This window comes from Mesorhizobium sp. NPDC059054 (genome assembly GCF_042739215.1).
In the GTDB taxonomy this organism is placed as follows: domain Bacteria; phylum Pseudomonadota; class Alphaproteobacteria; order Rhizobiales; family Rhizobiaceae; genus Mesorhizobium.
On the sequence record NZ_JBHYHV010000006.1, the window covers coordinates 361,209 to 386,426 of the forward strand.

Annotated in this window: 18 protein-coding genes and 1 pseudogene; 10 read left to right on the top strand and 9 right to left on the bottom strand. The window is 60.8% G+C overall.

Features of this window, described 5'->3' with window-relative positions; all coding sequences use genetic code 11:
• Positions 1–8: 8 nt before the first annotated feature.
• On the bottom strand, positions 9–1,529 hold the full coding sequence (locus tag ACFWXH_RS25570) for an FAD/NAD(P)-binding protein (protein WP_379124111.1): 1,521 nt from the start codon (positions 1,527–1,529) through the stop codon (positions 9–11).
• A 167-nt stretch (positions 1,530–1,696) separates the two neighbouring features.
• Here ACFWXH_RS25570 and ACFWXH_RS25575 point away from each other — a divergent pair, with 167 nt between their 5' ends.
• The gene (locus ACFWXH_RS25575; RefSeq protein ID WP_379124112.1) at positions 1,697–5,734 is read left to right on the top strand and encodes an amino acid adenylation domain-containing protein; all 4,038 of its coding nucleotides are present in this window, start codon (positions 1,697–1,699) and stop codon (positions 5,732–5,734) included.
• 66 nt (positions 5,735–5,800) lie between these two features.
• Here the strand turns inward: ACFWXH_RS25575 and ACFWXH_RS25580 are convergent, their stop codons facing one another.
• Positions 5,801–6,358 carry a 4'-phosphopantetheinyl transferase family protein gene (locus ACFWXH_RS25580; protein ID WP_379124113.1) on the bottom strand — a complete coding sequence of 186 codons (558 nt, stop codon included), beginning with the start codon at positions 6,356–6,358 and terminating at the stop codon, positions 5,801–5,803.
• 272 nt (positions 6,359–6,630) lie between these two features.
• Here ACFWXH_RS25580 and fabD point away from each other — a divergent pair, with 272 nt between their 5' ends.
• From fabD to ACFWXH_RS25610, 6 genes are all read left to right on the top strand, one after another.
• Positions 6,631–7,518, top strand: coding sequence for an ACP S-malonyltransferase (fabD, locus tag ACFWXH_RS25585; protein WP_379124114.1), 888 nt, complete (start codon positions 6,631–6,633; stop codon positions 7,516–7,518).
• A gap of 36 nt (positions 7,519–7,554) precedes the next feature.
• Positions 7,555–8,379, top strand: a complete 825-nt coding sequence (locus ACFWXH_RS25590; protein ID WP_379124115.1) for an amidohydrolase family protein — start codon at positions 7,555–7,557, stop codon at positions 8,377–8,379.
• A gap of 195 nt (positions 8,380–8,574) precedes the next feature.
• A complete protein-coding gene (locus ACFWXH_RS25595; RefSeq protein ID WP_379124116.1) occupies positions 8,575–10,692 on the top strand; it encodes an AMP-binding protein in 2,118 nt (705 codons plus the stop codon).
• Between the two features lie 3 nt (positions 10,693–10,695).
• The gene (locus ACFWXH_RS25600; protein ID WP_379124117.1) at positions 10,696–12,570 is read left to right on the top strand and encodes a beta-ketoacyl synthase N-terminal-like domain-containing protein; all 1,875 of its coding nucleotides are present in this window, start codon (positions 10,696–10,698) and stop codon (positions 12,568–12,570) included.
• A gap of 39 nt (positions 12,571–12,609) precedes the next feature.
• On the top strand, positions 12,610–16,536 hold the full coding sequence (locus tag ACFWXH_RS25605; protein WP_379124118.1) for an SDR family NAD(P)-dependent oxidoreductase: 3,927 nt from the start codon (positions 12,610–12,612) through the stop codon (positions 16,534–16,536).
• 17 nt (positions 16,537–16,553) lie between these two features.
• Entirely contained in the window at positions 16,554–16,772 is a 219-nt protein-coding gene (locus ACFWXH_RS25610; protein ID WP_379124119.1) for an acyl carrier protein, read from the top strand.
• 287 nt (positions 16,773–17,059) lie between these two features.
• On the opposite strand, the gene ACFWXH_RS25615 is transcribed toward ACFWXH_RS25610, so the two are convergent.
• The 3 genes and pseudogenes from ACFWXH_RS25615 to ACFWXH_RS25625 form a co-directional block, all read right to left on the bottom strand.
• Positions 17,060–17,809, bottom strand: coding sequence for a HEAT repeat domain-containing protein (locus tag ACFWXH_RS25615; protein ID WP_379124120.1), 750 nt, complete (start codon positions 17,807–17,809; stop codon positions 17,060–17,062).
• A 30-nt stretch (positions 17,810–17,839) separates the two neighbouring features.
• Positions 17,840–18,250 carry a helix-turn-helix domain-containing protein gene (locus ACFWXH_RS25620; protein ID WP_379124121.1) on the bottom strand — a complete coding sequence of 137 codons (411 nt, stop codon included), beginning with the start codon at positions 18,248–18,250 and terminating at the stop codon, positions 17,840–17,842.
• Between the two features lie 283 nt (positions 18,251–18,533).
• Positions 18,534–18,791 (bottom strand): annotated as a pseudogene (locus tag ACFWXH_RS25625) (SDR family NAD(P)-dependent oxidoreductase); the annotation flags it as partial.
• Between the two features lie 1,156 nt (positions 18,792–19,947).
• Between ACFWXH_RS25625 and ACFWXH_RS25630 the strand changes: the two are divergent.
• The gene (locus ACFWXH_RS25630; RefSeq protein WP_379124122.1) at positions 19,948–21,000 is read left to right on the top strand and encodes an alpha/beta hydrolase family protein; all 1,053 of its coding nucleotides are present in this window, start codon (positions 19,948–19,950) and stop codon (positions 20,998–21,000) included.
• Here the strand turns inward: ACFWXH_RS25630 and ACFWXH_RS25635 are convergent.
• Both ACFWXH_RS25635 and ACFWXH_RS25640 read right to left on the bottom strand, forming a co-directional pair.
• On the bottom strand, positions 20,942–22,030 hold the full coding sequence (locus ACFWXH_RS25635) for a helix-turn-helix domain-containing protein (RefSeq protein ID WP_379124123.1): 1,089 nt from the start codon (positions 22,028–22,030) through the stop codon (positions 20,942–20,944). The two genes, ACFWXH_RS25630 and ACFWXH_RS25635, sit on opposite strands and share 59 nt — an antisense overlap.
• A gap of 196 nt (positions 22,031–22,226) precedes the next feature.
• On the bottom strand, positions 22,227–22,412 hold the full coding sequence (locus tag ACFWXH_RS25640) for a hypothetical protein (RefSeq protein WP_379124124.1): 186 nt from the start codon (positions 22,410–22,412) through the stop codon (positions 22,227–22,229).
• Here ACFWXH_RS25640 and ACFWXH_RS25645 point away from each other — a divergent pair.
• Both ACFWXH_RS25645 and ACFWXH_RS25650 read left to right on the top strand, forming a co-directional pair.
• The gene (locus tag ACFWXH_RS25645) at positions 22,407–22,697 is read left to right on the top strand and encodes a hypothetical protein (RefSeq protein ID WP_379124125.1); all 291 of its coding nucleotides are present in this window, start codon (positions 22,407–22,409) and stop codon (positions 22,695–22,697) included. The two genes, ACFWXH_RS25640 and ACFWXH_RS25645, sit on opposite strands and share 6 nt — an antisense overlap.
• A 571-nt stretch (positions 22,698–23,268) precedes the next feature.
• Entirely contained in the window at positions 23,269–23,532 is a 264-nt protein-coding gene (locus ACFWXH_RS25650; protein ID WP_379124126.1) for a hypothetical protein, read from the top strand.
• 45 nt (positions 23,533–23,577) lie between these two features.
• Here ACFWXH_RS25650 and ACFWXH_RS25655 read toward each other — a convergent pair whose 3' ends face one another.
• Both ACFWXH_RS25655 and ACFWXH_RS25660 read right to left on the bottom strand, forming a co-directional pair.
• Positions 23,578–24,045, bottom strand: a complete 468-nt coding sequence (locus ACFWXH_RS25655; RefSeq protein WP_379124127.1) for a GNAT family N-acetyltransferase — start codon at positions 24,043–24,045, stop codon at positions 23,578–23,580.
• A gap of 61 nt (positions 24,046–24,106) precedes the next feature.
• Positions 24,107–25,174 (bottom strand): ABC transporter ATP-binding protein, encoded by a 1,068-nt coding sequence (locus ACFWXH_RS25660; protein ID WP_379124128.1) that lies wholly within the window; start codon positions 25,172–25,174, stop codon positions 24,107–24,109.
• Positions 25,175–25,218 lie beyond the last annotated feature (44 nt).

The window sequence follows — 25,218 nt, forward strand, 5'->3', positions numbered from 1 at the left end:
TCCTCGTTTCAACCGCCGACCGAACCCACGCCGGCGATTTCCGGCTGCGTGCGTTCCTTCCAGATCCGGTCCCTGTATTCCGCGTCGTCGAGGATCGGTTGCGGCGGCGCCAGGATGCGCGCGACATGGGCGCCGGCATCCTGCAGGAAAAGATCGCGGCCGATCGCCGACACCAGTTGCGGTATGCCATGGCGCATGCCGCTGACCTCGCCGGGGTTGCGGCCATTGCTGAGCATGGCGCCGGCGCTGAAGAAATGAATGTTGCTGAGGAAGGGTGCCGTGCCCCGCTCCTTCTCGGTGAAGGCAAAACCCGGCGACAGATAAGGGTAACGCGACAGCTCGACATTCTCATGGCCGGGCTCAGGCTGGAAGCGGTCGCGCCACAGCGCAATCCGGTCGACGAGGTTGGCCAGCTCAGGCCGCGACGCGAGATCGACGCTGTAGCCGGTTCCGGCGATGACGAAGTCCAGCCGAAAGCCCGTGTCGCGGCCGGCCAGGTCGAGGCGGATCGCTCCGCCGTCCAAGCTCAGTGCAGGATCGCGCGCGCCCAAATGGAGATGAAAGTTTTCGAATTTCGCTACCCGGCGCACCGTGTCCGGCACCGGGCCCTGTGCACGGTGGCAAAGCATGCTCATGATGCGCCAGCGCTCCCGGTCCGGCAACTCTCGAAAGTGCTCGACGGAGCCGGGATAATAGAGCATGCGCATGAGCGAGTAGCGCTCGATGTCATCATGCCGGCAAAAGAGATGCACACTGGCCGCGCCGCTCTCAAGCGCGACCGCTGCCGCGTCGAAAGCGGCGGAAGCGGCACCGAAGATCGCGACCCGGCGACTTTTCAGCGGCGCGAAATCGATCGGCTCTTCGGCATGTGCGTAGAGATCATGGGGCAGTGCCGATCGGATGAAGGCCGGCATATTGAGGCGGCCACTGCCGGCAAATCCAGTAGCCAGAACAAGTTTTCGGCAAGTCTCTTCGACAGGATGGCCACCGGCAGAGAGACGAAGCCGCAGGCCGTCTTCCACGGTTTCGATGCCTTCGAGGCGGGTCTGAAAGCGAACGCTGACACCAACCGCCATCCGATACCATTTGAGATAGGCCGACCAGTCGAGACGCGGAATGAATGTAAGGCTTGAGAACGCGGCTTCGCCATATCGTGCTTCATACCAGGCCTGAAAACCGAGCTCGGGTATGCCGAGTTCCGGCCCGGGCAGCATCTTGGGCGAGCGCAAGGAATTCATCCGCGCCGTCGTCAGCCAGACGCCTTCTTTGCCTTCATCCGCGGCATCGATCACGCTGGTGCTGACAATTCCCGCTCGCCGCAAAGCGAAAGCGATGGCCGTCCCGGATTGACCACCGCCGACCACGACCACGTCGTGATCGACACCGGGTCTTTCCGGAACCCAGTTGTCGGGCCAGGCTCCATGCAGTCGCAGGGCGCGCGCAACCGCGTCGTCGTGCCCTGCAACCGAAGTATCGCGCTTTGGCACTGACGGCCCGGTTTGCGCTCGGATATCGGGCTCGCTCCGCATCGATCCTCCTCCCCGGCTCTGGCCCTTGCGAGCCGTGCTCATCTCCGTCCGCCAGCAAGCCGATGCAAAGTCGACTGTCCGGCTTGCTCGAATTATTACTCTAATATATTAGAACTACGCAAGGCGTCGATGGGAGAGACGTCGGCTCGCAAGGGAGGAAAAGCGGGATGCTCAACGACGTCACGCGCGAGGTTGCCGGCAATGGCGACCGGTCGTTCCTGCTCGAAGGCATTCAGCAGGCCTATTGGGTCGGTCAGAGCGGCGCGATCGAACTCAGCACCCCGGCGCGTTACTATGTCGAGGCGGACATCCCGGAAGCGCTTGCAGGCGGTTTGACCGAGGCGCTGCGGCGCATGGTCGAGCGGCATGACATGCTGCGCGCCGTCATTCGTGTTTCGGGCAATCAGGAAATTCTGCGCGATGTCGGCCCTTACGAGATCGTCATCGAGGATTTACGCACCTTGCCCGAAGCTGAACGCGCATGGCGAGTGGATACGCTTCGCTCCGAGATGAATGAGGCCGAGATACCCGTTCACGCATGGCCGCAATTCGACATTCGCGCAACGCGCTCCAATGACGGACTTCGCCTGCACATGTGTTTCGCGTTGTGGATGATGGATGGCTGGAGCTTCCGCGTCCTGCTGCAGGAACTGCTGACGCTGAGCGCAGACCCGGCCGCCATGCTACCGCCGATCGAGATGTCGTTCGCCGACTACGTCGCAGCGCAGAACGCGGCGCGGCAAGGACCGCGCCGGCGACTGGCCTGGGACTATTGGCGCCCCCGGTTAGCGGACTTTCCCGGGCCACCGGCCTTGCCGCTGACCAGGAAACTGGGCGAAGGTCACCGGCCTCGATTCCGGCACGTCAGCCGCGCCTTTGCTGCCTCCGAATGGAAGAAAATCGTCGACATCTGCACCAGAACCAGGCTGACGCCTAGCCTGCTTGGCTGCGCCGTTTATGCCGACGTCCTTTCGCGCTATGCCGGAAGCCAGCATTTCGCCATCACTTTGCTTCACTCCGGGCGTTTCCAGCACCTGCCCCGTTCAGCCCATGTTTTCGGCAATTTCGGCACAACTATCCTGCTCGAAGTGGATGCCTCGCGCGAACGCTCGTTCCTCGAACGCTCGAAAGCAATGCAGCGTCAGTTCTGGCGCGATTGCGAGCGCATCGAGGTAAACGGCCTCGATGTCACCAGAGCCATGCAGCAGCGGACCGGTAGCGGCCCCGGCGTTGGAATCCCCGTGACCTTCACCGCAGTCACACCCGTCAGCGGATCCGATGGTCAGCCACAGGCGCGTATCGACCATGCCTCGGCCCGCCTCGACGTGCCGCAGGTCTATCTCGACCACCAGATGCATGTCTTCGAGGACGGATCGGTCGTCTTCAACTGGGACTATGTGGAACAAATCTTCCCGACCGGCTTCGTCGAAGAACTGTGCGAGGCTCATCACAGCCTGATGGCACGCCTGGCCAATGACGCCAGCCTCTGGCACGAACGAGAGCCCGCGGCCATAGGCTGCCCCCCGCCGGCGTGCGCCGAAGCACCCCCGGGCGAATTCCAGCGCCTAGAGGCGGGCTTCGAGCGTCAGGCCGTCACCGATCCGGGCCGGCTCGCAGTGATCGCCGGCGAGCGGTGCATGAGCTATGGCGAGTTGCGCCGGCGGGCGCTGAGCATTGCGTGCCAGTTGCGCGACCGCGGGGCACGGCCCGGCCAATTGGTGGCGGTGTCGATGAACAAGGGCTGGGAACAGGTCGCCGCAGTACTCGGCACCCTCTATGCGGGTGCTGCTTATGTTCCGATCGATCCGGAGCTTCCGCAAGAACGCCGAAACCTGCTCTTTCGCGAAAGCGGAGCGACCATCGCATTGACCCAGCAAAACCTTGATGGGTCGCTCTGCTGGCCGAACGACCTTGAGCGGATCGCCGTGGACGCGCTCGCTGATGACGAGCCGTCAGACGTCACAGCACCAAATTGCGGCACAACCGCTGACCTCGCCTATGTGATCTTTACCTCCGGCTCCACGGGCACGCCCAAGGGTGTGATGATCGACCATCGCGGCGCGGCCAACACGATCGCCGATCTCAACGCCCGCTACACGGTCAGACCAGACGACAGGGTGCTGGCGCTGTCGTCTCTGAGCTTCGATCTTTCGGTCTACGATATATTCGGAACGCTGGCCGCGGGCGGTGCGATCGTCATGCCGGAGGCGGCGCGATCCAAGGAACCGTCGCATTGGCGCGACCTGGTGCGCGAGCACGGCGTGACGATCTGGAACTCGGTTCCGGCACTGATGCAGCTTGCCGTCGAGGGCACAGCTGGCGCGATCATGCCTTCGCTGCGCCTGGTCATGCTCAGCGGCGACTGGATCCCTCTCAACCTGCCCGAACGCATTCGCTCCGCCGCACCCAATGCGGCAATCTTCAGCCTTGGCGGCGCCACCGAAGCGTCGATATGGTCGGTGCTCTACCCAATCGGCAGGATCGATCCGGAATGGCGCTCCATCCCTTATGGCCACGCCATGGAGCATCAGTCGATCCATGTACTGGACGCACGTCTCAATCTCTGCCCGCCCTGGGTACCTGGCGATCTCTATATAGGTGGCATCGGGGTTGCGCTGGGCTACTGGCGCGATGAGGCAAAGACCGCCGCGAGCTTCATAACCCATCCGCTTACCGGCGAGCGCCTGTACAGGACCGGCGACATGGGCCGCTACCTAGGCGATGGCGAAATCGAGTTCCTCGGCCGCAAGGATTTCCAAGTCAAGATACAGGGCTACCGGGTTGAATGCGCGGAGGTGGAAGCAGCCCTTCTGACCGGCCCAGAGATAGGCGCGGCCGTGGTCTCGGCTGCAGCCGACAGCGCCGGAACGCGCCATCTGGTCGCCTATGTCGTGGCGAAGGATCCGCACAGCGAATTGGACGCCACGGCATTGCGGGAGCGGCTCCGCGCCACGCTGCCCGCCTATATGGTGCCGACGATCTTCGTTGTGCTCGACAAGCTGCCGCTCAGCGACAACGGCAAGGTCGTGCGCTCGGCGTTGCCAAAGCCCGACTTCGGCTCGCGCGAGAGTGTCGAGCGCGCCTACGCGCCACCGTGTCCGGGTCTCGAACAAGCCGTTGCTGAACTCTGGCGAGAGGTGCTCGCCATTGCCGACATCGGACGCGAAGACAATTTCTTCGCGCTCGGCGGCTCGTCCTTCGCCGGCATGCGGCTGATGGCGAAGCTCGAGGAGCGGTTCTCGCAACGCGTTTCGTTCCCGACGCTCATCGCGCACCCGACAGTGGCGGGCCTGGCAGAGGTGTTGCGCGACGGCGGTAGCGAGCATGAAGGCCGCCTGGCCATCCCCATCCGCGCCGGCAACGACGGCGCTGCCCTGTTCTGCATCCATCCCATCGGCGGCAATGTCATGTGCTACGCCGCGCTCGCTCAGGCCCTACCGTCCGGCCGCGCCGTCTACGGCCTTCGCGCTCCAGGGCTTACCTCCGCAACGGAAACCGCACTTACCTCGATCGACGCGATGGCGGAACGCTATATCGACGAAATTCGCGCCTTGCAGTCTGAAGGTCCCTACAACCTACTAGGATGGTCGCTCGGCGGCCTGGTCGTGCAAGAGATCGCGAGGCGACTTGCAGCAGAGGGTGAGACGCTTGGTTTGGTCGCGATGATCGATAGTGCCATCCCGCAGCCTCGCCCTGTCGGTTTCGACAAAGAAGCGGCACAACCTTTCCGGCGTTTCGTCGACGATCTGGCGGCATCCGCGAACCTCAATCTCGACCTTTGGCGAGAGGAGCTGAATAACCTCTCGGGCGAAGAGCATATGGCCTGGCTGGCGCAGGAATTGACGCGGCTCGGAATGCCAGCCGGAAATGCAGCGCTCAAGGCGGTGCACGGCGTGTTCGAGGCCGGTAACAAGGCCCTTGACCAACATAGGCCCCGTTCCACGGATGCGGCTATGTTGTTGTTCGCCGCGCGCCAACGCGACGACCTTGTCGAAATGCAGGAGGAGTGGCGAAACTTGCTTTCCGGTATCGAAATCGTCGAGATGGATGCCGACCACTATACCATCATGCGCCCCCCTGCGATCGACGCGATCGCCATGCGAATTGCCGAGATCATGTCGACGTCCGAAACTGCAGGAGATGCCGGGACGGTGGGGACGGCTGCGGGGACAGTGCAGGGTTCCGGCCACTCGACACGGCCCTGAGCCATGGAGCGGGAGCGGCCACTTCGGGTTCGAGACATGCCAGCATACCGGACGGCACGGCTGCGATCAATTTTGATCGATGAAGCAGGATTGTCTGATGTTCAAACTCATCGGCTCGCCTGCCGAGGCCGCAGCGATTCCGACGATATGTTCCTCGGTCGGCCGCAGACTCCACAATCTCCAGCGCGACGGGACATCATCAATTGGGGTGGCAAAAGAGATGGTCGGCTGCGGCGACGCCATATCCAGGCAGATCTCTCGCACCGGCAGCGACAGACCCATGCCGCGCGCCTTCACGTAGGCCTCCTTGAGCGTCCAATGTGCGAAGAAGAATTCCGGCTGTGCAGCGCGCGGCAACCGGGTAAAGCGCACCAGCTCTGGCGGTGCGAGCACGACATGCGCCAACTCGTCGAGGCCGCCATCACGATCGCGCCGCTCAACATCGACGCCGATCTCCTCGATGGCGCCGACTATGCAGGTGACCAGGCCATTTGTGTGCGAAAGGTTGAAATGAAGGCCGGTAATTCCGAGGTCGGGATCGATGAAAGGTCGGTCGTGCCGGTTGGCAAGAAAGCGCCAATGCTGCGGCGCGATGTTCCGGTAGCGCGACAGCGTGGTGCGCACGAGACCGCGTCCAGCAAGGTATTGCAGCCTCGCATCCTGCGACTTGAACGCGTCATGACGCCGCCGTTCGGGCCCGTTCAACAACCGCAGGCAGCCGGCCTGTTCGCCGAGCGTGAATTCGTCGAGCCGCGCGTACCAGAGATCGATGCGAGTGGGATCCACGGTTTCCTTCAACTGCGTCCTCTCCGGCAATTTGAAAAAAAGGCCCGCTCATGCCCGAAAGAGCTGTGCCCTATCGCGAGCCGATAACGAAACAAATACAGAGGAAGCCTATGCGCGTGTTCATGTTTCCCGGACAGGGATCACAGTTCAAGGGGATGGGCAAGGATCTGTTCGACTCGAGCGCGATGTTCGGTCCCCTTGAAAGCCGGCTAGACAGCATCGTCGGATTCTCCATCCGCCAGATGTGCCTGGAGGGGGAAGAGGAGACCCTCAGGCTTACCGAGGTCACCCAACCTTGCCTCTTTGTCGTCAATGCCCTCCACAACGAAAGGCTCGCTGCCGCGGGCGCGGTGCCACATTGGCTGGCTGGCCATAGCCTCGGCGAATACAACGCGCTGCAGGCGGCCGGCGCGTTCAACCTGCTCAACGGACTGCGCATGGTCGTACGGCGTGGCAAGTTGATGGCCGGAATGCCCCAGGGCGGCATGGCGGCGATAATCGGCCTTGCCGTGGAAACGATCCGCGAGATACTCGCCCGGCGCTGTCTCGACCAACTTGATATCGCCAACCTCAACACGCGCGAGCAGATCGTGATTGCCGGTCAAACGGGTGATCTTGAAAAGGCCGAAGCGGCGATGACAGAAGCCGGCTGTGCGGCTTTCATTCGCCTGCCAGTGGGCGCGGCCTTTCACTCGCGCATCATGGAACCGGTTGCCGAGACGTTCGAGGATTTCCTGCGCGACTTCTCGTTCCGGCCGCTGCGCAAACCCGTCATCTCCAATGTCACCGCGCGTCCATATCCGGACGGCGGCGATCCTGAAACCACGATCCGCCAGTTGCTGGTCCAGCAGCTGAAATCTCCGGTCTTGTGGGAACCTTCGATCGGCTACCTGAAGGCCAGGGGCGCGACGGAGTTTGTGGAAGCAGGGCCCGGCTCGGTTTTGACCCGCTTGACCGCCAAGATCCCCGCTCTCGAACAAAGCAGCCACGCGGCATGACGCCGCCCTAGCTCGACACTTCCAAGGAAACATCCCATGATCATCGACGCCCATCATCATCTGTGGCAGCCCGCCCGTGGCGATTATCACTGGATGCAGGGCGCGCCCGACATCTTGCTTCGCGATTATATGCCTCACCACCTGGAACCGCTGCTCGAGCGTTTCGGTGTCGCGCGGACGATCGTCGTCCAGGCGGCTGCCACGCGCGCGGAGACCGATTTCCTGCTTGAGCTTGCGGCGCGTACGGATTTCATTGCCGGTGTCGTTGGCTGGCTGGACATGGAGGCCGACGATTTCGCCGACCAGCTTCGTCTCTATGGCGGCAAGCCCAAATTCGTCGGCATCCGGCCGATGCTGCAGGACATCAATGACGATGCGTGGATCCTCAGGCCGACCGTGCTTCGAAATCTTGGCAGGATCGCCGACAGCGGGGTGGCATTCGATTTCCTGACCTTCCCTCGCCACCTGGCACATGTCGCCACCGCACTGAAGAACGTCCCGACATTGCGCGCGGTGATCGACCATGTTTCGAAACCACCGATCGCCAGCGGCGCGATCGAACCATGGCGAGAGGCTATCGCGCGCGTCGCCGCGTTCGATGGCGTCCACTGCAAGATATCGGGCATGATCACCGAGGCCGACGCCGCGGCGTGGCGGGCCACCGATATCGAACCTTACGTGCATCATGCCGTGGCTTGTTTCGGAGCTGATCGGCTGATGTTCGGAAGCGATTGGCCGGTTTGCCGGGTCGTGGGAGAATATGGCGACGTCCTCGCCGCCACTATGCTCAGCCTGCCCGCGGAACTGCGTGGGGATCGCCGGATTTTCTCGACAAACGCGGCACGTTTCTATCGGGTTTGATCCAGAAATCGGTCCAGAACTGACTGCCGAAAATTTCCGTCGGTCATCGTTGCGAATACTATTATATTAGTGTAATTCACCCGAAGCATAAAGTTCCACGCGGCCGGGTATCCGGAGCAAGGGATGCTCAGCGCTGCGTGATTTCCGGATGTCGGGGGAGGCCGCTTTCGAGCGAGGCGGCTTGAGAGGATCGCAATGCAAAACGAGATCTCTGGAAACCTCGTTCAGATCGCGCGGGAAAGAGCCCGCCTTTTGAACGACAAGATTGCCTACGCCAATCTTAGAGACGGCAAGGAAGAGCAGCGGCAGATCAGCTACCGGCAGTTGGACGATTCATGCCGGCGCATCGGCGCCGCGCTGCAGCAAAGGGGCGCTGTGGGAGAGCGCATCCTGTTGCTGTTCCCGCAGGGCGCTGAATTCGTTCTCGGTTTCTTCGGCACGCTTTATGGCGGCGCCATCGCCGTCCCGGCGCACACCCCGAAACCGAACAAGCGGAGCTGGGCCACGTTCGAAGCGATTGTCGACGACTGCAGGCCACGCTTCATCGTCACTTGTCGCGCTATCCGCGACAACATCGCGGCTTGGTCAAAACCCTATCCGACGATCAGTGCCCTGGAACTTCTGTGCGTCGAGGACCTCGAACAGGAAAACAGCCCGGACGACTGGAACGAAGCGGCGGACGCAAGGACAGACATCGCGTTCCTGCAGTACACCTCCGGCTCGACCAGCACGCCGAAAGGCGTGGTGGTGAGCCACGCCAACCTGATCCACAATGCCCGTCTCACCGCCAACCATATGGGCCATGACGAAGGGACCGTGATCGTCAGCTGGTTGCCGCTGTTCCACGATCTTGGACTGATCGGCATCGTGATCCAGACGCTCTATGTCGGCGCGACGTGCTACATGATGAGCCCGGCCGCGTTCAGCGGCAATCCGGCGCTCTGGCTGCAGGCGATCAGCCGCTACCGGGCGACCTCGAGCATGTCGTCCGACTTCGGCTACCGTCTGTGCGTCAAGTCGATAAGGGCGGAACAGCTCGAGGGTGTCGATCTCAGCTCATGGCGCAACGCACTCAATGCCGCCGAGCCGATCCATGCTTCGACACTCGCAAGCTTCCAGGAAAAGTTCGCACCATTCGGTTTCAGCGAGGACGCCTTCTTTCCGGCTTACGGACTGGCCGAGGCAACCCTGCTCAGCACGACATCGCGCGTCGGCGAAAAACCGATCGTCGCCAAGGTCGACAAGGCCGCGCTGGCGCGCGGCGTCTTCACTCCGTCGCTGAATGCCGACGCCGTGGAGCTGGTCAGCTCCGGCCGCCCCGCGGACGACATGGAAGTAGCCATTATCGATCCAGACACGCGGTCGCGCTGTGCCGATGGGGCGCTGGGCGAAGTGTGGGTGCGCGGCGCAAGCATTGCCAGCGGCTACTGGCACGCGCCTGAAGCCAGCCGCCAGACGTTTGCGCAGAGCCCGGCTGGGGCGACGGAGCCGCACTTCCTGCGCACGGGCGACCTCGGCTTCCTTTGGAACGGGGAGCTGTTCATTGCCGGACGGCTCAAGGACCTGATTATATCGCGCGGCCGCAACATCTATCCGCAGGATATCGAGCTCACCGTGAAGGACAGTCATGCCGCATTCCGCACCGTCAACGGCGCGGCTTTCTCGGTTGAACGCGATGACGCGGAAGCGATCGTCGTCGTCCATGAGATCGAGCGCACGGCGCGCAACGCGATCGACCTTGTCGAGCTGGAAAAGACGGTGCGCGGCGCGGTCTGGCTCGAACATGACATCAGCCTCGCCGATGTTGTTTTCATCCCGCCCGCCTCACTGCCCAAGACGACCAGCGGCAAGGTGCAACGGCGGCTGACCAAAGCGCTGTATCTCTCGGGAGAGCTGCCATTGCTCAGACCCCGCGGGCATGAAAAGGAACCGACGGCAACAGGGGCGTGCGAGGCGCCTGCACCCGAGCGCCGAGCAATGGACACCGAGGAGTTGCAGCAGTTCATCCTCGCAGAGACCCTGGCGCTTGTGGGCACGAGGGCCGCGGCGGAAGCCACCGACAGCTTCGGTGCGATTGGCATCGATTCCGTACTCGCAGCGCAGCTCGCAGTCAGGTTGAACGATGTGCTTGGCCTAGCGTTGGAGCCTATGGTCTTTTGGCAACACCAGACGCCTCAACTGTTGGCGCGGCACCTCGCGCCGGGGCCGATAGTCACAACGCACGAACAGTCACCCAAAGCCCGTTCCAGGGACGAGTTGGTGCGGGCGTTGAAAGCGGCGCTTGGCGAACCGGCACTGGAAAAGCAGGAGTAATCCATGGCCGAGGCAGTCCGGATTGCCGCCGCCCACGAGGGCTTGAGCCGCGTCGAACAGCACTGGCAAGAGCCAATTGCCATCATCGGCATGCATGGCCGCCTGCCCGGCTCGCGGACGTTGGCCGACTATTGGGACAATCTCGCGGCAGGCCGCGATTGTGTCGGGCCACTTTCGGCCAGCCCGACTCTCGACCGGGCAGCCCAGCGGCACCCCGGTATCGCCGAGGGAGGTTTCATCGAGGACATGGATGCCTTCGATGCCGCATTCTTCGGCATCTCCTCGGATGAGGCCCGTCTGATGGACCCATTGCAGCGGCTGGCGCTGGAATCGGCCTGGCATTGCATCGAGGATGCGGGCTATTGCGCGGCGGACCTCGCACGCGGACAGACGGGGGTGTTTCTCGCAACCGGAAAGTCCGACTACGAGGAATTGCTCTATCGTAACGACATAGCGCCCGACAAGGAGTTGGCGACGGGCGTTGCAGGCGCGGTCATCGCCAACAGAATATCATTTTCATTGGGGATGACTGGACCGAGTCTGGCCATCGATTCCGCCTGTTCCGGCTCGTTGGCGGCGGTGCATGTGGCTGCGCAGGCGATCCGTGCCGGCGATTGCACGAGCGCGTTGGTTGGCGCGGCAAACCTTATCCTTAGCCCGACCCTGTCGCGCTCGCTTGACGCGGAAGGGGCGCTGAGCCCGGACTGCCGAACGAAAAGCTTCGACGCGGCCGGCAATGGCTATGCGCGCGGGGAAGGCGTGATCACACTCCTGCTGAAGAAGCATGTGCAGGCGTTGGCGGATGGAGACAACATACACGGCCTGCTGATCGGCTCGGCAATCAGTCACGGGGGCCGCGCCAACTGGCTGACGGCACCGAACCCGATGGCGCAAAAGCAAGTCATCGCCATGGCATGGCGACGAGCCGGTATCGACCCGCGCACGCTGACGTACATCGAGGCGCATGGCACCGGCACACCGCTCGGCGACCCGATGGAGTTCAATTCAATCCGCCTGGCCTATGAAGAACTTGCTGGTCAAAGCGAAAATACGTCGCATCGCTGCGGCATCGGCTCGGCAAAGACCAACATCGGCCATCTGGAAGCCGCATCTGGCCTCGCCGGTGTCGTCAAGGTGCTGCTAGCCATGAAGCATGCCTGCCTGCCGGGAAATCCCCATCTGCGCACGGTCAACCCGATGTGCAAGACGCACGACACGCCCTTCCATTTCGTGGAAGCGACCGAGCCTTGGCCACGGCTGCGCGACAGTGGAGGGACACCGCTGCCGTTCCGCGCCGGGGTAAGTGCCTTCGGCTTCGGCGGCGCCTATGGCCACGTCGTGATCGAGGAACATTTCCACCGGCAAAACCCTGAAGCAAACGATGTGGCGGCGGCGGTGATTCCGATCCTGCCGATGTCTGCACGGGATGGTGAAGCACTAAAGCGCGTAGCCGGCCGGCTGCTGCAGCATGTGCAGCATGAACTCAACAGCGCCACCGGCGATGCGCAGCAAGACCTGCAGGACTTTCTCTACACCTTCCAGGTTGGCCGGACTCCATTGCCGGTGCGCGCCGCCATCCTGGTCCGAGATTGGCACGGCCTTGCCGGCTCGCTCGCCAACTTCGTGGCGGGACGTGAGGACGCGGACGTCATCGCCGAGCCGGGAACGTTGAGCCCAGCCACCCGGAACGAGATGGAGGAGCTGTCATTCCGCTTCGCGCACGAATGGGTGAGCCTCGCGGAAGTCGACTTCGCCAGCTTTTACTCTCCAGGACAGCGGCGCCGGGTTTCGGCTCCGGGCTACCCTTTCTCGCGCACGCGCTTCTGGTTCACCGATCCCAAAAGTTCCGAGATGCGTTTGCAGGCGACAGGATCTTGATTGGTTGCGGCAGCCGCGAGTGATGTTGAAGGCACGAACATGAATTCCCGAACGATCCCCCTGGCTACCTCAGACATGGTGCGCGACATCTTGCAGGGGACGCTTGCGCTTGCAGCTGAACTCCTGGCGACGCAACCAGCCGCAATCGGTGCGGATGAGCCGCTGGGCTATCTCGGCTTCGACTCGGCATCGTTGAAACTCTTTGCCGCTCGCCTGTCGCAGCGCTATGGCGCTCAGATCGACACGATCCAGTTGTTCACCTATCCGACGCTTAGGCTGCTTTGCGGATACATTGCTGAGCAGACAATCGACAAGGTTGCTTCGCACAAACCCGCGCCTGCCGTTCCCGAGCAGTCCAATCCGGGTGCTGTCTCGGACCGCGACATTGCGATCATCGGTATGGCGTGCCGGTTGCCGGGCGCCGATTCCAAGGAAACCTTCTGGGAAAATCAAGTGGCTCGCCGCAACCTGATCCGGGAAATCCCGCAGCGGCGCTGGAACTGGAGAGAAGTGTTTGGCGACCCCTTGCGCCAACCGGGCCGCACCGACGTCAAATGGGGTGGCTTCATCGAGGGGGAGGACCAGTTCGCACCGGATTTCTTCGGCATTTCGGTCTATGAGGCCGAATTCATGGATCCGCAGCATCGCCTGTTCCTGAAAGCGGCGTGGGAGGCGATCTGGGATGCCGGATATGATCCGAAGGGATTTGCAGGGCGCTCCGTCGGTGTCTTCGCCGGCGTGCAGTTCCAAGATTACCAGAAACTGCTCGACGCCGATGGCTTGCAGAGCGCGCAGGCCTGCACCGGCAACGCTCACGCTATGCTCGCCAACCGTGTATCGTTCATGCTTGATATCCACGGGCCGAGCGAGGCGATCGATACAGCCTGCTCCAGCAGCCTTGTCGCCATCCACAACGCGGTGCGGGCGATACGTCTCGGCGAATGCGACCTGGCCATAGCGGGCGGCGTCAACCTGCTTTTGACGCCAGATCTCTTCATCATGGGTCGACAGCTCGGCGTGCTCTCGCCCTCCGGTCAGTGCCGCACTTTCGATGCGGGCGCGGACGGATATGTTCGCGGTGAAGGCGTCGGCGCCCTGCTTCTGAAGCCGCTCGCCGATGCGATCCGGGATCACGACCACATCCACGCCGTCATCAAGGGAACAGCCGTCAACCACGGCGGCAAGGCCGCCTCTTTGACAGCGCCCAACAGCCGTGCACAGGCCGATCTGATTACGCGCGCGCTGAAGGACGCCGGCCTCACACCAAACGACATCGCCTACGTCGAAATGCATGGCACCGGCACCGAGCTCGGCGACCCGATCGAAGTGGAAGGTGTTAAGAGCGCGTTCCGAACGCTGCGAGCCGCGCACGACCTGTTGCCTTCGCCCTGCGCGATCGGTTCAGTGAAGACCAACATCGGGCATCTCGAGCCAGCGGCTGGTGTCGCCGGCATTATCAACGCGGTGTTGGCGATCACACACCGCACCCTGCCCGGCATGTCGAATTTCCGCGATCGCAATCCGCGTATCCAGCTCAACGACAAACTTGCGATCCAGGCCGAGACCGGCCCTTGGCCCGAAGGGTCGACCGACAAGCCGCTCGGCGCGCTGGTGAACTCCTTCGGTTTCGGAGGCGCCAACGCTTCTGCGGTGCTCAGGGAGCATCGCCCCGAAGAACGCCCGCTTCCCGTTGTTGAAGTCGTCTACGTTCCGGTGAGTGCTGATACGCCCCAGCAGCTCCAAGCTTATGCCGAGGCCCTTGCCCGAATGATTGCGGCGCTTCCTTCACAAGACGGCGCGCTGCTTCTGCGGGATATCGCTTTTACCCTACAAAGCCGCAACGACGCGCGCGCCGAGCGGGTGGTCGTGCACGCGGCCTCCTTGCCAGAGCTGATCGAAGGGCTCACGGCGATCGCCACCGACGGTGCACCGACCGCCACTGCAAACATGGGCGGCACGGCATCTTGTGCCTCGGCTTGCCCGAACCATGTGATTCAATGGCTCGACAGCGGTGCGACGCATTGGCCGCCTATCTCGGGCGCGAAGCGTCGCTCGCTGCCCGTTCCGCCCTGGCCGGACAGGAGTTGCTGGTTCAAGGCGAGAACGGCCGACGCACAAGTCGACGGACCATCCGCTCAGATGATCTATCTGGAACCATTCTGGCAGCCGGTGGGAGCCGGAGCCACACGCAAGCTGGATGACAAGTGCATCTGGATCGTCGGGCGCAGCGACGAACAGGCGGAACGGTTCGAGGCACTGTTGCGGTCAAAGTTGCCGACGAAAACAACGCTGTTCACATCTGTCCTGGAACCGAGCAATACGATTGGGCCTTCCCTTGCGACATGGAACCTCGCGGGCGATCAGCCCGACATCGTGGTTATCCTGCCGTCGGAGGACGAAAGCGCCGGCGGACAGAATGAAACGGCCGTTCTCTTCGCGCTGGCAAAGACGCTGATGGAACAAGCGTTCAATAGCGAGGTCGACCTGTTCTTCCTGACGCGCGAGGATTTCGGTGTTTCGCCCGCGCTCGACGCATTGCCGGCGCTGGCAAAATCGGCCTTTCTGGAAAACGAGCGCTTGCGGCTGCACACGCTGTTTCTTGGGACGCGCGCCGAGGAAGACTGGGATGCGCTGGCGGCTCGCGAGATCGCGCTGTGTCCATCCGAGACACCAGCTACGATCCGGTTCGAAGGTGGCCGCGCGGTCCGCGGCCTACGCGAAATCAGGCTTGAGCAATCGGGCGAGAGCTCCTGGTTCCAGGATGGCAGCGTCTATCTGTTCGCCGGCGGCGCCGGCGAGCTCGGTTACCGGCTGCTCGAAAGCCTGGTTGCCGACACCGACGCGACATTCCTTCTTTGCGGGCGCTCGCCGCTTGACGGTCAAGTAGCGGAACGTCTCGAGCGATTGAAACAGATGGCGAAGTCCGGAGATCGTGTCGACTACATCCAGTGCGATATTGCCGACAGCGGGCAGACGCAGACTATGGTCGATGCGATCATGAAACGTCATGGCCGTCTCAACGGCGTGGTCAACATGGTTACCGCCCACAATGACGCCTACCTGTTTCGCAAAAGCTGGGAGGATTTCGCCGCCGTCAGCGCCTGTAAGGTGGCGGGCACGGTCAATCTCGACCAGGCGACGGCGCATATCGAGCTCGACTTCTTCGTCTTCTTCTCGTCGCTGGCCTCACTGGGACTCGCCGGCGGCAGCGACTACGCCTATGGCTGCGCTTTCCAGAACACCTTTGCCAATTGGCGCGAGAGGGCGGTCGTGGATGGGAAAAGGCACGGAGCCAGCTACGCCATCAACTGGTCGCGCTGGCAGTGGGACAAGTACGTCACCGCAAGTTTCGACGACTGGTTCGCATCACTGGGCTACGTTTTCCTCGACATCGATACCGGCCTCGATGCCTGGCGCGCGATGATGCGCGGCGGGCGCGCCGAGATTTTCGCTCTTAATGGCTGGCGTGAACGGATTTTTTTTATCCATCTCGACGTCGGAGCGGGATTGCTGCGTTCGAGCCTGACGGCGGGCGATATCGTAAAGCCAGTCCAGCCTGCACGCCCAGTCCTCGAACGTGCCGATGCGCCGGCTTCGGCCGCGGAGCCAGCGATGCTCGCTGCTTTGACGCGACAGGTGACTGAGACGGCGACGCGGCCCGGCGGGGCGGAAAGCCTCCCTGCCGACAGCCTTGAGGATGCCTTGGCGGCAATCGTCTGCGACCTGCTCAAGCTCGAAACGCTCGATCCGCACATTCCCTTCTCCAGCGTCGGACTGGATTCTGTCATGGCGATCCGATTGATCGTTCTTGTTGAACAAAGGCTCTCTCGGCGCCTGACGCCGAAGGACCTGCTGCAATATCCGTCGATGAGCGCGCTCGCCGGCTACATGCTTGCGACCCAACAGGAGGCGCAAATCCAGACCTCAAACCCGCTGGCGAACCGGACGCGATCGCGACCTATCTAGCGTCAAACCTGAAGCGGATGCTGCGTGCCGACGACATTTCAATCCATGCGAAATTCGGGCAGCTTGGCGTGGATTCCATAATCGCCGTCAGGTTGGCCTCCGAATTCGATAAACGCTTTGCTGTCGGCATCTCGCCACGCTGGTTCATCGACTTCCCGTCCATAGACCTCATGGCGCATGAGATCGAGAAACGCCGATCTGCTCGCCTGGGTTTGCTGCAATCGACGCTGGACTGAAGCGCTTCGTGAGCGAGGCGGTCGGAAGGAGACGGCCCAATTGTGGTCATTAAAACCGCCTGGCGTCCCTGTCGATGGCGTGGCGTTCTCTTGCAATGTGAGCGACCGGGCAGAATACTGTGCGGAACGAGCCGCAGGGGCCGTATCCGGTCCGATCTTGGCTGCGATGACCGCCTCCGGCCAGTGCGGTTTGGAGAGCATTCGGCGAAAGCTGCCGTTCCTTACTCAATCTCATTGCGAACGTAGAAGCGCTGCGCCAAATAGCTGTAGCCTTCAACCCATTCGCCTCAACCCTTCGTCGACCTTGTGCGGCCCAGGGCAACCTCACGGCGGGCGCTTTTCAGTGAAGCGGTGAATCCAAAATCGGGATCTTTCAGCAACCTCTGCGTCGCATCAACGTGCTGCCGGACCCTCGCGCTTCCGCGTTCTGCCGCGACAGCAAGGACAGGCCCGATCACGTCCTTTCCCAACGCAACGAGGGCCCGGCTCAAGCTGCGTTGCGTCTCCGCGTCCCCATCGCCAAGGCTTGCCGCCAGTTTTCCGGCCAGCCAGACGCGCTCGCTTTCGGGCACCAGCGCTACGGCCGAATACCATGCCGTGCGGACAACGCTCTGATCTTCGTCATCGAGCCGAGCCGCCACGGCTGGCCACGCGGTTGCGTCCTTGAACTTGGACAGCGTGTGGAGGGCCTGGCGCCTGGCCTGTGATTCGGGGCGGGCCAGTTCCTCGACCACGCGCGGCACGACCACGTTCGCCGGAAGCCGGATCAATGCCCAAGTCAGCATTTCACGGACCTGGAAATCCGGCTCTACGGCACATTGGAGCAGCAATATCTCCAGGTCCCGCAACGATGGGGTCATCCCGGCGCGCAGGGCCGCGTTAAGACGCAGGGATGGGTCGGGATTGTCGAAAGCGGCTTCGAGAGAGTTCATCGGCCTATCGGTTGAGAAGTTCGGAAGGACATTTCGTTGGTCACTGACGGCCGGACCGAGGTTACCCAGCTGGGCTCTGAAACGCAGCCCAATGCCGATCCTCAACCTGCCCCGGCCCTTTTGCGCAGATCAGGGTCAAGCCTCCAGGCATACACTGACGAGCTTGAGCAACATCGCGGCGTCGGCCGGCGATGCGATAAGGATGACCTTGACGCTGCGATGCTCGCGATCATGCGCAATATCAATCGAGATGGGAGCGCCCGAGGGTTCTTTGCCTTTGGCGGCTCCGAGCAGAACTGCCGATAGGCGTTGCACAAACGGCGGATCGACATTTGGAATGTCGACAATGGTGGTGGCTCTAGCATCGCGCTCGTCATTCGGACCAGCCGAACCAGCAAAGCTGTCCAAGTCGGACCGCATCACGCGATACTGCTTGCCAACCTTGGTCGCCCGCAGCCGCCCCTCCCGGATAAACCGCAGAATGGTCTTCGGATGCAATTGCAGAAGATGAGCGGCCGCTTCCACCGTCAAGAATTCGGCTGTCATTTGATGTCATTTATTCTCTATTATTCCCTATGGAAGATATTCAAGGAACAATAAGGAGTCAATGTGATTCACTAAAAAGCGGCCGTCTCATTCACGGGAAAGGGGGGGTCTACTTTTTGACTCGGTCGTCGGATTTATGACGTCGAAAGTCCCTGGCCAGCTCGGCGCCATCCAATTGCCGTCGATGTAGAATCCATTTCGCGAGCCATGCGTTCTCCTTCCGGCACCTGCGTGGTTGCGGCCTGTCGACTGGAAATGGCAAAGACCGGCCGTCGGCCGGCACTCAGTGGTAGTAGATACCGCCGTCGACGTTGAGCGCCTGGCCGGTGACGAAGGCAGAGAGGTCGGAGGCAAAGAACAGCACGGGGCCAATTATGTCTTCCGGCGCACCGAGCCGCTTCAGCGCTGCAACCTCTTCCCAGTGCCGGATCGCGGCTTCGCTGCCCAGATTGTTCTTGCCTATCTCCGTCAGGATGATGCCGGGGCAGATGGCGTTGACGGTGACCCCGTCCATGCCGACCTCCTGCGCCAGAACGCGTGTGAGCGTAGAGCCCGAACCATCGACTTGGGGTAATCACCATAAAAGAGGTACACCCCACGTTCGTATTCGACAACGCTTTGAAACACAGAGAGCGTTCTAAGGTCCTTCAGTACACCTTTGGCCGTCGCGTGCCCCGGCTTCACTTCTAAGATCGCCAGATTTTTTCCCATGTATCCCGGCACGTGAACGAGGAGGTCGGGCGTGGTTAGGTCGGCGCCCAGCCTCTTAATGATCGGATGGCCGCGCTTGTCTATTTCGCCGTTGAGCACGTAGTCAGTGTCCTTCGGCCAAACCAACCGCATCTGATGGTAGAGTTCGTAGCAATAGACCCGCTCTCGATAGATCGGGGCACCGCCATCAATTGGCAGGTTGTCTGACGCTTGAATTAAACCCAGCCTTTGCTGGCGACAGTTTGATTACCGTGGAGATCAGCCGCAATTTCGCCGGGGACGCCGTTGCGGATCCTCACTTCTATGCGTTTGAGGACGATAAGGCTGTCGCTGCCTGAGATAACTCGACAAATGTTGCAGCAGTTATCGGGTCTGGCCGATGCCAAGAGTCGGCACCCTGGATGACCGGGCAACATTTGCCGAGTATCTCGGAGGGCAGAGCCGCGACGGGTAAGGGGTGCCGTCCGGCTTCGCCGGCCATGTGGAAAATCATGCCGTCGGTAGCGGCGAGCAATAGAGTACCGCGCAACGCGCCAACATCAACGCTTTTCACACCGACCGGTGGCGTGAACGTCTGCTTCGAGGTGCTCGCCCGGACTCCGTAGATTTCTGAAATGAGAAGGCGCAAAGCTGCCAATCCTTGCTGGCGACAAAGTCGCAAGTCGCCTGGCCGCGATATTGGCAGGCATGGCCGCCGAATCCCAAGTTGCGAAAGACTGTCTCCGCCACACTCTTGGATGTAGACCAAATCCATAGTCTGAATGCGCTCGAATTCGAGAGCAAACACCGGCTTTCTGGTCGGAGTTTTGATTGTAGCGGGCGTCCGCACCACCTAATAAATACCTTACAGTCCCTCAACATGCCATCCACATTTCCGCAAGCGCCACGGGCGCGCCATTCGTTTACGAAGGACTAAATCATGATCTAGGTCTCAACCTCCGAGCTGGTCTGTCACGAAGGGACAATAGTAATTTGGAGAACTCTTCATGCTCAGATTTCTTCTGCTCGTTGCAATGCTTGGCATCTTCCCGCTCTCATCAGCGCTTGCGCAGGCAGCAGTTGGTTATCGAGAACTTGATATTGCCGACCCTGTCGGTGAACGACCTCTTCGCGCAACGCTGTGGTATCCGGCAATCGCGCGGGGTAAGCCGGAGACCGTCGGTGAGGACGAAATCTTTTATGGGGTCAAAGCTTATCGCGCCGCTCCGACAGCTGATGAAACAAAGCGGCCCTTGATCCTTCTCTCACATGGCTTCAATGGCAGTTGGCGCAATCTCAGCTGGTTGGCAGTCCGGCTTGCCGAGCACGGGTACGTTGTTGCCGTTCCGAACCACCCCGGCACGTCCGTGATGGACATGAATTCCGCTGAGATGGGGAAACTGTGGGAACGCCCGCATGACATCAGCCGCCTGATCGATGCTTTGTTGGTCGATACGTCATCGCTCGGACCTATCGATTCTGATCGCATCTTTGCAATCGGCCATTCACTCGGAGCTTGGACGATGGTAGCGCTCGCGGGCGGGCGCTTTGATGCAAGGCGCTTTGCTACCGAATGCCATAGCCGTTTCGATCCATTTACCTGCGGGTTGGCGCAGCGCTTGGGTATTTCAACCAGCGTCGAAGCCGAAACGCCACTCTCTGCCGATATGAGCGACCCTCGCATCGGTGCGTTTGTCACGCTTGATGTCGCAATGGCGCGCGGCTTCTCTCCCGATAGTCTGGCGCGTATCAGCAAACCATTTCTGATTGTCAACGCAGGGACGGAAAGCGGCGGATTACCGGCGGAGCTGGAGTCTGGGTACCTCGCGCAACACCCCCCGAGTGACAGAATCCAAAGTGCCCAAATCCCAGATGCGATGCATTTTAGCTTCACGCAACGCTGCAAACCTAATGCCGAAAAGCTACTCTCTAAGAACCCCGACGATGTCATTTTGTGTCGCGACGGTGGAACGGTCGGGCGTGCAGCTATTCACGATCAAATTATCGAGCGGATACTGCAGTTTCTGGCGAAGGCGAGTTCGTTGAAGACGTTTGGTTGAGTGGGTTTCGTTCGCGAAATGCGCTCGGAGTCACGCCAGTTACGCGCAAAAATTCACGATTGAAGTTAGACTTGGTATGAAATCCAACTTCATAGATGATGCTGGTTATCGAAAGATCAGTATTGAGCAAAAGTGACTTCGCCTCGTTGATCCGGTAGTCGTTGACGACCTGAGATACGTTTTTCCCGTGCACTCGATTAATCGCCGCCGAAATCTGCCGAGCTGGGATGAGGGCTCGGCGAGCTAATCTATTCAACGTCAAATCTGGGTCGCGGAAGAGCTTTTGCTTGCTCATGAGGCGATCGATGACTTCCAACGTTTCGGCATGATCAACCTCTCCGAGTTCAGAACGGGCAGATTCTGCTGGAGCTTGATCAGCGCTCTCCATGGCGTCTGCAGGCGCCTCGCTAAGGCCAACCCTGACCATGGCATAAGCTATGACCGGCAGCACGAGCATATTGCCGACGGCCACGATAAGGGCCGAATGGGCACCACGGTAAAATCCGAAATCGCCTGCCAGAAATGCATCGACGATGCCGTTCAAGATCAACGTTGAGCCAACGAAGGCGGCGGCGTTGCGCGCTGCGGGTGCATCGGCCAGACGGGCTGCACCGAACGTATCTTCGCCGCCAAAACTCGTTCGTAGAAGTGCAATTCCGTAACCAAAGAAGATCAGCGCCAGAATGAGGTCGATGGGCGCACGCAATTGCATCCATGCCGCGGAGAGGACAACAACGAGAACAATTAGGATGGCGTGCAACCATCGCAGGATTGGGATATTTCGGTCAGAAAGCCGGGCAAAGGTCAGCCACGCCGTGGTCGGCAACAAGACCGCAGCGATGGGCTGGATAAAGCGAAAGCCCTGAAAGTCAAACGTCCAGCGAAGCCCCACAACGGTGGAGAGCAATGCGCATGCTCCCACAAAAAGGGTCGCTGAACGGAGGGGCGCCTCACCTTGCCATAGCAGCCGGACAAACAAAATGACGAGCAACAGTGCCGTAACAAAAGGCAATGGCACGCTTGGCATCATGTGTCGGCTCCCGCGGCTTGCGGCGCGAAGCACCGCATTCAAGGGCCTGCAGCGGCTATATCATTGCCATTCATCCAATGGAATCGGGTTGCAAAGAGTTCTTCTCAATCCACGAGCACTTCCGCAGCAGGCGGCTGACTAAGGAATCCGACAGGGCTGGCGCTCAAACCATAGGCACCGGATTGCAGGATTACGATCAAGTCGCCAACGTCGGAGCGGCCATCTCCATTTTGTCGACAAGGAGGTCCAGTGGCGTGCAAAGCGGGCCGACCACGGTGGCGGTCTCCCGCTTGGCGCCATTGACCCGATTGCCGCAGAGCGCGGGAAAATTGCGCCGCATGAGTTGTCCGAGATTCCCAGAAGCGGCGAGATGGTGATGCATCCCACCATCGACAATATGATGCTCCCCAGCTCGGAGACGCAATACTGGTGCTGTCACAATATGAGGGCGCACTCAGGACATTTCGAGCAAGACACTATGGTTGGAGCGGATCCGACCACGGATGGATTATCAAAAAAGGCAAAACTAAGTGAAGGCACAAAGGCATGGTCTCCGATCAGGTTTATCAATGGCTGCGCTCTTGAACGGCTTATGCTGCAGGAGATTGCCGCCATCCTAGGCATTGCCGACTGTCGCCAATCGGTCTTTCACCCGCAGGAGACGTGAAACTGTTGCCAAAACAATGTCTGCTTTCAGGAAGGCGCGATGACGGCTTCTATGACCGGCATGGGCGCGCAAGGCAGTCAGCGGCCGGCCCGGCAGAGTGGAGCCGCTGCCTTCGTCGCCTCGGCTCTTGGGCCTAAGCTTGACATCGACCCCAACGCATCAAGTAGTCCACGGCCGCTTCGAGCTGCTTGTCCTCGCCATGGTAGAAAAGATAAGGGTCGTTCTCGACCTGGAGCGGCGAGACGGAAGCTCTTCGAACGGCTTACAGCCAAAAGTCAGAGGCTGAGGGTATGCTCAACAGCTACCGGCACCCACTCACCCACCATGGTTCCTGTGGCAGTACCATGCCATACCCGCCAGTAAGCCTCGGGCATGATCAGCGAGCGAAATGCGTTCTCCAAATGTGATGCAGCGACTGAGGGAACGCTTGGCGTCAGGGAAACAACCCGGCAAAGCCCGGTCTCTCAGGATCGAGATGCTTCGCGTCATTTCGACGTAATGTTTCGCAACGATTATGTGCACTTGACTGCCAGGGGGTAGCTAAACGCCGATCACGTACAGCCGAGGACCGATGAGCAAGCCATGGTTTCCGGTGAAGAAATACGGCTACGGGGCCGGCCTGCCCTACAGATGGCGGGGTTGGATGATCATCATTGGATATGTCGCCGCCATCACTTTTGTCGCTGTCCGCTGGTCGAGCTATAGCGAAGAGCATCCTTGGCGCTACTTTGCAGCAGTAGCGATGCTGACCGCCATCGCCGTATTCATAAGCTGGCCAAAAAGCGAGCAGCCCTGGCGCTGGAGAAATGGTGGGAACGACGGCGACCACGACTGACCATGTCGTCCTCGCGGCCCCCGTTGTCCCCCAACCTCGATCCGTTCACCCAAGCATCCCGCGATAGATGCCCGGTTCAGAATCCGGAATTGGTATTGCCCCGACCGTATGCTCATAGAAGGCCACCGGTCCGACATCGCCGATGATGGCGTAGCCGTATCCCATATCCTTCATATCGAGCAATGTTGCGAGCAGCAATGCGTGTCCGATGCCTGTGCCACGCTCAGCTTCATCCACGCCGGTTGGACCGAAGAAACCGCGCGCGGTGGTGTCGTAACAGGCAAAGCCAATCAATCCATCCTCTCTGGCAGCCAGGAAACAGGCTGGCGGCTGGCGGGACATCGCGATCGTGGTTTCACTCGACCAGAGCGACTGGAATTTCCGCCGCACCCAATCGGTTACCAATTCCAATTCCGGCGCTAACACGCGCCGTATCGTGACACCGGCGTTCATCATTCGTTCGTTCAGCGCCGGATCGGGATACAGCTGAGAAAGATTGACGAGGTAGTCCATGCAAATGTCTCCGGCAACTTAGTGATTGCTGTTCGCGAGCTCTCACCCGGGATTGCCGCAACTAGCAGTGCAACCTCGCGCCAGTCTCAGCATCGAACAGATGCAGCTTGCTGTAGTCAGGCTGGAGAGCAAGCATGTCGCCCGGTCGTACATTGATCCGATCCCGCGTCGTGCATACCACTTCGTCATCGCCAAGGCGCGCAAAGATCTGTGTCTCCGATCCAGTCGGCTCAACGATCACGACTTCGGCCTGAATCCCGGTCTCGACAAGCATCAGATGCTCTGGGCGAATACCGAGTACCACCTCGACGTCGGGGGACACTTTCATGCCGGCGGGCAGTTGCAGACGGGCACCTCCACTGCCGGTGAATTCCGGCTTCTCCGATGTGCCTAGCCTGCCCCGAAGGAAGTTCATGCCCGGCGAGCCGATGAAACCCGCGACAAAAAGATTGGCTGGTCGATCGTAAAGTTCCAGCGGCGAGCCAATCTGCTCCACGACGCCGTCATGCATGACCACGATGCGGTCTGCCATGGTCATCGCTTCGATCTGGTCGTGAGTAACGTAGACCGTGGTCGTCTTCAGCCTCTGGTGAAGTTGCTTGATCTCCGCTCGCATCTGCACGCGCAGTTTTGCGTCGAGGTTGGACAGCGGCTCATCGAACAGGAAGACCTGCGGCTGCCGCACAATGGCGCGCCCCATGGCCACACGTTGGCGCTGGCCGCCAGACAGATGGCGCGGGTATCTGTCCAGCAGATTTTCTAACCCCAGGATCTGCGCCGCTTCCCGGACCCGTCGCAGGACCTGCTCCTTTGGCGCTTTGGCAAGCTGGAGAGAAAAGCCCATATTCGCTTCAACGGTCATATGGGGATAGAGCGCGTATGACTGGAACACCATGGCGATGTCGCGATTTTTGGGAGCGACGTCGTTCACAACCCGCCCGCCGATTGCAATGTCACCGCTGCTCACCCCTTCAAGGCCGGCGATCATGCGCAACAACGTCGATTTTCCGCAACCGGAAGGGCCAACAAGGATGACAAATTCGCCATCCTTGATGTCGATATCCACCCCGTGCAAAACCTCGACCTGCCCATAATTCTTGCGGACATCCGCAATGTTCACCGATGCCATGACAAACTCCAATTGGAACTGTTTCTAGTCGGGTTCTGTGTTTT